Below are 9,377 nucleotides of genomic sequence, written 5' to 3'. Positions count from 1 at the left end.
CAATATCTGCCTTTTCTTTGTTCTTAAACCTATTCGTAACAACAAGAGTAATACCGAGAAGAAGCAATATCCCACTGAAATTGCCCAGCATCTTCAATGGGTCTGTCAGGGGATAAGGTGATTCCCAATTCAATCCATACAGGTAATATATAGCCCATGTTGTTGTAATAGCAAGTCCTACAAACCCATAGAACACATAGAGATGCGAACTGGATCTGGCTTTAGTCAATTCACACTTATTAAATCTCTTATGCAATAATATCTCGCCAATCGTTGAAATGATGGTTGGCGGGAGGGCACCCTTTAACTTCATCCTCCAGGGATTTATGTTCATATCTTTCCAGAATCTCAATATCCCGATGGCAAATGCAAGTGCAGCGAAGGAGGCAACAGGAATGAATATAGCATCGATATACAGGACGGGCATAAACTTTGCGAAAACGATCTCACCTTCAGGAATCCTTAAGTTACCTAAGGACGCTAAGATAGCAAGGAATAGGATAATAGGAACTGCAAAAAGGAGTGGGAGATATTTTGCTTCAGCAACGGCTTTTCCAAGAAATTGAGGGAAGGCATAATGTTGAATACTTAATTTCCTTATAGCGCCTAAGACCTCTCCTGGCTTTGCCCCTCTCGGACAGTAGGCTGTGCAGTCGCTACATTGATGGCAGAGCCAGATATCAGGGTTGTTTATGAGCCTATCCTTCAATCCCCACTGGGCATATATCATTTCCTTCCTCGGAAATGGTTTGTTGTCGGGAGTAACCTTACAGACAACCGAACAAGTTGCACACTGATAGCACTTTTTGAGGGATTCACCACCTGAGGCAATAACACCTTTTACAAAATCCAGATCTGACTTAATCACTTGTTCTGCCATCTATTTACCTCCTTATATTTTACTTTCAATGTTTCCTCAAGCATCAAAATATATTTCAAGTATTTGAAGCCGAACTTCATCAATGCGATCTCGTCAGTCTTTATCTTCTCTACCTCCTCTTTATCAATATCAAAGAGATCGAGAAGCCTGCTTTCGAGTACATATCTCTTGAATTTGTCCAGGTCATAACTTGCCATATAAAACATTTTCTGTTTTTTATCGTCAAGGCTATGACCGTGGACATTTCTTCTCAACTGGATCTCCTTCCACTCCCAGTTCATGTCATCATAAAGGTCAACTCGCTGGTCAATCCTCCAAGTCTCTATTGTCCACTCTCTGTCTTCCTGATAACCGAGGCAATTTGGATCCCTGATAAAGAAGTAGAATTCCTCATTCACTATCCCTTTATCTGATTGGCTCCTCATAACTGCCTGACCGATGGGATAATAGCGGCAATTTGCAGGTCTGTCTGTATAAATGGTGCAGCCTTCTGGCGAAACAAAAGGGCATCTCCTCTCTTTATCATCTATCATTTTGAGCATCGCGTGGGGATGCGATGAGCTTTCATCGATATAAATGTAAGTGTATTTCTTAAGAAACTCTTCTGAGGAAATTTCTAACCTCTTTTTCATCCTCAGGATGTCGTAAGGGGTAAGGAGTATATCAGTACTGCCACAGCATCTCGTAAAACATTCTATCTTTTTATAGCAGCTAAATTTAAATTTACTGTTAAGGGTAAGTTTAGTCGGCTCTACTGCACCCATATCAAACATCTTCATTCAGTCCTTTAAGTTTTAAATAAGAAATTAGAATCCTTTATAAGGGTTAGGACCAAACTCCTTCAATCTCTCCAGAAATTCATCTAATATCTGGGGTATCTTGTAATATTCTGAGATAGATATCTGTTCCATGTGAACCCTTCCAGACTCAAGCTTTAATCTGTCAAGTGTTTCAGCAACCTTCGACAATCTGATCTTAGCGAGGTGGCTTCCTGTAGCCATATGGCACTGGTAATCATCGCCATATTGGCACCCCAAAAGGAGTATACCATCAATACCTTTTGAGAGGGCATCAGCCACCCACACCAGGTTCATTGACCCTGCACACCTCAATGGGACTACCCTCACGAAAGGAGTATAATTAAGGTGGTTGATTCCAGCCATGTCCAGCGCGGGATAGGCATCATTTTCACAGGCAAAAACAACAGCCCGCGGCTTTTCATCCTCTTCAGGAGGCACTTCTATGTTCTTTACCATAGTTCCTATCATATCAACTGAGTAGTTCTTAAAGGACATGATTCTCTCCGGACATGCACCCATACAGATTGCACATCTTCTGCAGCGAGTTGGATTATAAAGTGGATTTGCCTTTTCATCTTCATTAATAGCCCCAAAGGGACACTCCTCTGTGCATCTCTTACATTGGGTGCATTTTTGTAGAAAGATTTCTATATAGGATGTATCTCCAGCCCTGGGATGGACTGCCTCTCCCCTTGCCGTCATTTCAATACACTGGATCGCCTTAAGTGCTGCACCCGTAGCATCCTCTATGGTAGAAGGTATATCCATAGGTGCCCTTACAGAGCCAGCAGCGTAAATGCCTGTCCTTCGAGTTTCATAAGGGAAACAGATATAGTTCGAGTCAGGATAACCGTATGCCAAAACAGGCACCTCCCCACCCTGTCTGTACTCAAGGTTTAAGATATCTGTTTCAATCATAACATATGGAATAAACTCATCGCCGGGTTTCACCCCTGGTGGAAGTTCCTCTTCCCCTAAAGCGGTTACCGGAACCATTCCTATGGCAAGAATAACCATATCCACATTCACCCGGATATTTTCACCTATTAGGGTATTTTCTACATCTACTACAAGATTTTTATTCTCATCCTCTGTGATGCCTAAAACATCCCCTTTAGTCAAAAACATTCCAGGATCGTCCTGAATACTCTTGTAAAAGTATTCATAATGGCCAGGTGTCCTCATGTCTCTGTAAAATATATAGACCGTTGAATCAGGGTACTGATTCCTTATATATTTTGCCTGTTTTAGGGAATCAACACAGCAGGTTGCAGAACAGTAAGGAAGATGGTTCTCATCCCTCTGACCTGCACAGAGAATAAAGGCAACGCTTTTTGGAGCCTTTCCATCTGATGGCCTTACTATTGTTCCCTTTAAGGCGAGATCCTCTATCATGTAGTTGGTTATCACATCTGGATATTTACCAAGCCCGAGATGAACAAGTTTTGTGGCATCGTATGGTACAGTGCCTGAGGCCAGGACTATAGCACCAGCCCTAAAACTCTCGACCTCCCCATTTTGTTTTACAGTTACATCAAATATACCCGGGCCACCAGATATCTTCTCTACTAAAGAAGATGTATAAATCTTAATCCCTGGATTCTGTTGAGCCTCCTTGCTCCTGATATTAATATCCGGCTCTTCCATATCTGCATAAGGAGATTTTGTAGGGGCCTGTTTGTAAATCTTGCTCATCCAGCCACCAAGGGATTCGTTCTTTTCTACCAAAAAGACATCATATCCTGCCTTGGCTGCTTCGGTGGCAGCAGTAATTCCAGCAAGGCCACCCCCCACTACAAGAATATTTTTAGAAAGGTCCCCTACCTTATACGGTTCAGGAAGCTCCATCTTCTGAATCTTAAGAAGACCCATCCTTATGTAGTCTTCTGCCAGCATCTGGGTATCTTCATCATTTGGTGGGTGGCACCAGATGACCTGCTCCCTTAGGTTGACCCTATCCAGAAGGACATTACCGAAACTGAAGACATCATAATTTACACGTTGTGAGCAGGCAGCTATTACAATAGCATTTACGCCTTCGGCATCCATGTCATTTTTTATGAGCTTAACACCCTCATCCCCACACAAAAATGGATGGGTCTTGACAACCTGAGCCTTTTGTTTAGTAGCTACCTTAGTTAACTTTTCTGTGTCAAGGGATTCCCCGATACCGCATCCTGTACAGATATAAGCTCCTATTTTTTTCTCCATTTATTACCTCCCTACCCCGTTAGAAGTTCCCTTACCCTCATTAGAAGTCCTCAAACTTGCAGAACTTCTAACGGGGCTCACTAAAGACTGAATAGCCTTAAGCGCTGCTGCTACGCTGTCCTGCACACTGGAATAGACATCAAATGGCTTTAAGGCACAACCAGCAGCGTACATCCCACCTATTCCGTTACTGGATGTAATGAAACCATCTGTATCGTAAGATATGTTTGCAGGAATCTTCCTCTCCTGTGTACTGGGAACTATCCCAGTGGCAAGTACAACCAGTTCTACCTTCTCATGAATCTTCTTACCAGCAATTGCATCCTCTGCTACCACTGTAAGGTCCTTTGTGGCAGGATCCTCTTCAATCTGGGCGACCTTTCCTTTAATAAATTTTATCTTTTCATCGCTTTGGACCTTTTTATAAAACTTCTCGTATCTTCCCGGTGCACGAATGTCGATATAAAATATAAATACCTCTGCCTCAGGATATTGCTCCCTGATATAAGTGGCCTGTTTCATAGAGGCGAGGCAACAAATATAAGAACAGTAGGGGAGATGGTTCTCATCACGGGATCCAGCACATTGGACAAAGGCCACTTTTGAGATCTCTTTTCCGTCTGATGGACGGAGAATTTTTCCATTAGTAGGGCCGTTATGTGCTGCAAGCCTTTCCATCATCATATTTGTAATGACATTTTGATATTTTCCGAATCCAAGATTATCAATCTTTGTAGCATCGTATGGGTTCCAGCCAGTAGCCCAAACGATTGAGCCCACATTTAATGAGAGGCTTTGGGCCTTCATATTTAGATCAATGGCATTATATTTGCAAACCTCGACACATTTGTTACATTCTGCTTTCTTGCAGAACTTATCATCAACAACATATTTCATGGGAAAGGCAAAATCATGGGGAAGGTAAATGGCCTTTGTCTTATTCATACCGAAGTTGAAATCGTTTGACCTTTCAACAGGACATACTGCCACACACATGTTGCAGGCAGTGCATCTTTGATTGACATAACGGGGATTCAACTTTATTGTGACATCAAAATCACCCTCCTTGCCAGATATGCCTTCTACTTCTGCTAAGGTAAAAAATTTGACCCTTGGATTCTGTTTAATTCTTCTGAAATTTATCTCCAGTCCACAACTTGGAGGGCATAATTTGGGGAAGTATTTATTGAGTTGAGAGACCCTTCCACCCAGATAGGGATTCTTCTCAATAAGAGTTACTTCATACCCCACCTCGGCCGCTTCTACTGCTGTAGTTATCCCACTAATCCCTCCGCCTACAATCAATATATCTTTTGTTGCCATGCCTGTCCCTCCATAAATAGTTTACTAATGGCACACTACTTATTGCGTTTGTATTAATCACATTTTAAGGGGCATTTGATAGCATCAAATGCTAAAAATATCCTCTTTTCTTTCTCGATCCTCTCTTTCGGAAGTCTCTTGAATTCAATCCTTTTTATGGCCTCAAGGGCCTCCCTCTTTGAGGGTATTGCCCCTAAACCACAGCTGATTACCTCACCAGTAACAGTATCCAGAACCTCTGCATCCTCTCCATTAGTGACAATGGCAAATGGAATCTGATAAACATCAAAGGTTCTTGCACAGGAGATGACCTCCCTTTCCCTTGAGACCAATGACCCACGAGCACATCTTATAATCATAAATCTCTTTTCTTCAACACATACGATAATGTCAACCTTTGACCTGTTTACCTCACCGTCAATAGATATCTCGAACTCTTTGTCAACCTCAACATCTTCTTTTGAATAACCTTTCTCTTCGACCAAGAACCGTTCTATCCCCTGTCTGATCCTTTCATCATCAGTATCAGTTAATTCCTGACCGGTTATAAAATCGCAAATAACTGACAATTTTTATCTCAAACCTCCCTCCTGGACCGCAGGAGTTTATCCAATGCCTTATCTTTAGGTTTTAAGGTATCTTCACAGAACAGATTGAATCTTATCCATCTATAACCAAAACTTAAGAGTTCTTCTTCATCTTCTTTTATCTTTTCAATAACCCCATTCTCTACATCATAAATATCAAAAAACCTGGTTTCAAAAAGGAATCTCTTGAAATCATTCAAGTTGTAACAGGACATATAAAGCATCTTCGCCCTTCCTGAATCAAGCTTATTTCCCTTCCGAAAATAATCATGTAAGGTGATCTCCTTATAAGATTCATTCATTTTATCATAGATATCGATTCCCTGATCTTTCTTCCACACCTCTATTGTCCATTGTTTTTCCTCTTTAAATGGTAGCACTTCATCCCGCACTTCACAGAAGTGCGAGGATTCATGGAAGTGCTCCATAAATCCAAGGCATGAGGGCTTTTCCTCTATCCAAAACTCTTCTTCCTTCGAGGGACGTTGATTATTCAATCTACGTTCCGAGGAAGCCGGGAATATAGGATACATCCTGCATGACCATGGCCTGTCCTCATATATCCTGCACCCATCTTGGGTGACAAAAGGACAACTCTTATTTTCATCCTCTATCATCTTAAGCACTACCAGAGGTAACCCCTCATCTCCTAAGAGTGGAATGGCATATCTCTTTAAGAACTCTCCAGAAGATAACACAGTAGCCCTTCTCATCCTCAGGACATCATAAGGTGTGAGAAAGATATTTATATCACTACAGCAGGTGTTAAAACAGGTAAGCCCTTTATGACATGAGAATTTGAATTTGTCATTTAGAGAGAGCCTTCGGTGTTTTTTGGTATATTCTTCATTCATAAACTATTCTCTAATTTACCCCGTTAGAAAGCTTTTTCTAACGGGGTAAATTTTGGGGGGCGACCTTTCAGGTCGCCCCCAACGGAAATGCCCTCAGGATCTACCAGCTCAAATGATTGGGATCATCGGCCTTTCGATTACCTTCCATTCCTTCTTCTCTGCATCATATTTCACATTTATAAAGTGCTTCTGTCCTTCATCCAGCTTCATGTAGTCATACTTGTGATAATAACCCGGCCATCTTGACTCCTTCCTGACGAGCCTTGTCCTCACACATGCCTCAGCAACCCAATACCTGTGGATAGCCTCCCACGCCCTCAAAAGCTCATGAAGGTCCTTTACAGCAAGCTTCTCTGTGTCCTCTCCGCAGAACCCTAATTTCCAGAGGGCGTGCTCCAACATCTTATCAGATGTCCCATACAATGTCTCCCATCCACCTACATACTCACCCATTATCTTCTGTACCCTGAACAAAAACATTTGTGGGGAAATATAGTTGGGATTGATATCCGGCATCGTTGTATATGTGTTCTTCTCCTCATAGAGGGCAAGTGGTTTATAAACTATTTCTTTGAGGTTCTTTATCGTATCCTCAGATACCGTTGGTTTGTATCCCTTGTTATCATTGGCAAACTTAACTGCAGACTTTGCTGTAATCCTTCCCTGTGTGAATGAGCCGCTTGAGAACTTGTGTGCACATGCACCTACCCCACAACCTGCAGTAAATAGACCTAAAACAGTTGTCATACAGTTGTATTGGGCAGGGAAGGCATCCTTGTATTCTGCTGGCATAAGGTCTTCAGCACCACAGGCCCATGCACCACAAGAACAGGCATGTGAACCTATGAAGACCGGCTCTGAGGTCGAGAGCTCCATCGGCTTTTCAAGGGGGTCAATATTATGGGCGGCCCAGTTTGTTGCACCTGCAATAGTCATATCAAGGAAGTCCTCCCAGGCTTCGGACTCATACTTTTTTAACTCCTTTTTCTGCTCCTTTGGATCAGTTATCTCCTTCTTTATTCTTTCTGCTACTAACTCTGTGTGCATGAGTAATGGTATCTTTCCTTCCTTTGCCGCGAGTATCATCTCATAGTTTCTGACTGGAGTTGGACAGGGTTTCGCATGAGAATATGGTGCCCACTTATCTGTCTCGGAATCATACCCCCCAACGTATGGCTGGTCATAGGCATTTGTTGCAGGTGTCTTAAAGAGCAGGAAGAATGTGCCAACAGGACCATATGAATCCTTGAACCTTGGAGGGACAAATGTCACATCCATCTGTGTGAGCTCACCCCCTGCCTGGAGAGTGAGGGCATAAGTCGTTCCTCCTAAGAATGGTGGCATCCATGCCCTTCCAAAACCCTCTCCCTGTGACCTCGGTCTGAATACATGGACTGCACCACCCATCACAGCGATAACTACATTTGCCTTAAAGACATAGAACTTGTCTTCCCTTACGCTAAAACCGACTGCACCACAGACTCTATCAGGTTCCTTCTCATCCTTCAGAAGGTGTGTGATATAGACCCTCTCGATTAACTGACCCTTATCACCAAGGGCTGCTATCGCACTCTTTGCTGCCTCTGCCACGATGATCTTGTAACTCTCGCCGGATATCATGACCTGCCATTCACCTGATTTTACAAAATTTCCTGCCTCATCCTTCCATATAGGAAGTCCCCATTTCTCAAAGTGTCTGACGGTGCTATCCACATGTCTTGCAACATCATAGACGAGGTCCTGTCTTGTTAAACCCATCTGGTCATTCGTTACATACTCAACAAACCTTTCAGGCATACGGGGATTCTCAGTTACCTTTCCATCCATTCCCATATATGTATTGATGGCAGAAAGGCCCATTGCTACAGGACCACTTCTGTCAACCGCAGCCTTCTCCACCCAGGTTACCCTTAAACCTACAGCCTTTGCCCAGTATGCAGCCTCAACTACAGCACCACAGCCAGCCATCCCTCCACCGAGTATCAATATATCAGTCTCAACAACTTCTGTCGCAAATTCTCTCACTTTATCCCTCCTTTCTTATTTTTTCTTTGTTGGGAGTTCCTTTACTCCCATTATGTCAGGCTCTCCGAGCATCAACTGATCGGTTAAATCTTCTGCCTTTGCCTCAGGATATCCCTCCAGTGCCTTTATCGAACCTTCTGGTGTAGTCCTTGTCGGATACTTAAACCTCTTAATCCTTCCATCCCTGAATGTGATGGTCCACATGATGTCCTCTGTCCCTCTCAGTGGAGTTGATGCAGCACCGAGGGGCATAAAGTCTGCATAACCCCTCACATCCATAGCCTGCTGAGGACATATCTTGACACAACTATAGCATTCCCAGCACCAAGCAGGCTCTTGATTGTATGCCTTCATCCTCTCTTTGTCCAGGACTATCAGGTCGTTGGGGCATATGTACATGCATGCAGTTTTATCCTGCCCCTTGCAACCATCACATTTTTCATTGATTACAAAACTTGGCATAATTAACACCTCCTTTTTTATAAGTTAAATTTGAGATTTGAGATTTGAAATTTGAGATTTTAAAACTCCACCTCCTTTCACTTTATTAAGTAGTGATTAGTGTCAGTGTTTGCTGACACTTTTTATGAATTCGTCCATAACATTCAGGCTTTTTTTCTTCACAACCAGATTGAATATCTTATCTTTAACCTCTCTTGGGAGTAACTCAATACTCTTAGTCGTAGCACTGTCAAAC

8 protein-coding genes are annotated in these 9,377 nt (G+C 42.7%); all 8 read right to left on the bottom strand.

Annotation, left to right across the window (positions count from 1 at the left end):
* A partial coding sequence (gene qmoC / locus AB1488_11705; GenBank protein ID MEW6410749.1) for a quinone-interacting membrane-bound oxidoreductase complex subunit QmoC occupies positions 1 to 880 on the bottom strand: 880 nt, incomplete at its 3' end.
* Positions 865 to 1,659, bottom strand: a complete 795-nt coding sequence (locus AB1488_11700) for a YkgJ family cysteine cluster protein (protein MEW6410748.1) — start codon at positions 1,657 to 1,659, stop codon at positions 865 to 867. The genes qmoC and AB1488_11700, both read right to left, overlap by 16 nt.
* Before the next feature lie 27 nt (positions 1,660 to 1,686).
* On the bottom strand, positions 1,687 to 3,891 hold the full coding sequence (locus tag AB1488_11695; GenBank protein MEW6410747.1) for a hydrogenase iron-sulfur subunit: 2,205 nt from the start codon (positions 3,889 to 3,891) through the stop codon (positions 1,687 to 1,689).
* 3 nt (positions 3,892 to 3,894) lie between these two features.
* Positions 3,895 to 5,214 (bottom strand): CoB--CoM heterodisulfide reductase iron-sulfur subunit A family protein, encoded by a 1,320-nt coding sequence (locus AB1488_11690; protein ID MEW6410746.1) that lies wholly within the window; start codon positions 5,212 to 5,214, stop codon positions 3,895 to 3,897.
* Positions 5,215 to 5,267: 53 nt separating this feature from the next.
* Positions 5,268 to 5,783 carry a type I restriction enzyme HsdR N-terminal domain-containing protein gene (locus AB1488_11685; GenBank protein MEW6410745.1) on the bottom strand — a complete coding sequence of 172 codons (516 nt, stop codon included), beginning with the start codon at positions 5,781 to 5,783 and terminating at the stop codon, positions 5,268 to 5,270.
* An 8-nt stretch (positions 5,784 to 5,791) separates the two neighbouring features.
* Positions 5,792 to 6,655 carry a YkgJ family cysteine cluster protein gene (locus AB1488_11680; GenBank protein MEW6410744.1) on the bottom strand — a complete coding sequence of 288 codons (864 nt, stop codon included), beginning with the start codon at positions 6,653 to 6,655 and terminating at the stop codon, positions 5,792 to 5,794.
* 108 nt (positions 6,656 to 6,763) lie between these two features.
* A complete protein-coding gene (aprA, locus tag AB1488_11675) occupies positions 6,764 to 8,680 on the bottom strand; it encodes an adenylyl-sulfate reductase subunit alpha (protein MEW6410743.1) in 1,917 nt (638 codons plus the stop codon).
* Positions 8,681 to 8,695: 15 nt separating this feature from the next.
* Positions 8,696 to 9,142: an adenylyl-sulfate reductase subunit beta gene (gene aprB, locus AB1488_11670; GenBank protein ID MEW6410742.1), complete on the bottom strand. Its 447-nt coding sequence runs from the start codon at positions 9,140 to 9,142 to the stop codon at positions 8,696 to 8,698.
* Positions 9,143 to 9,377 lie beyond the last annotated feature (235 nt).

This window comes from Nitrospirota bacterium, assembly GCA_040756155.1.
Taxonomy (GTDB): domain Bacteria; phylum Nitrospirota; class Thermodesulfovibrionia; order JACRGW01; family JBFLZU01; genus JBFLZU01.
The sequence above is the reverse complement of the archived record's forward strand: the minus strand, read 5'-3'. Positions and strand labels throughout refer to the sequence as shown.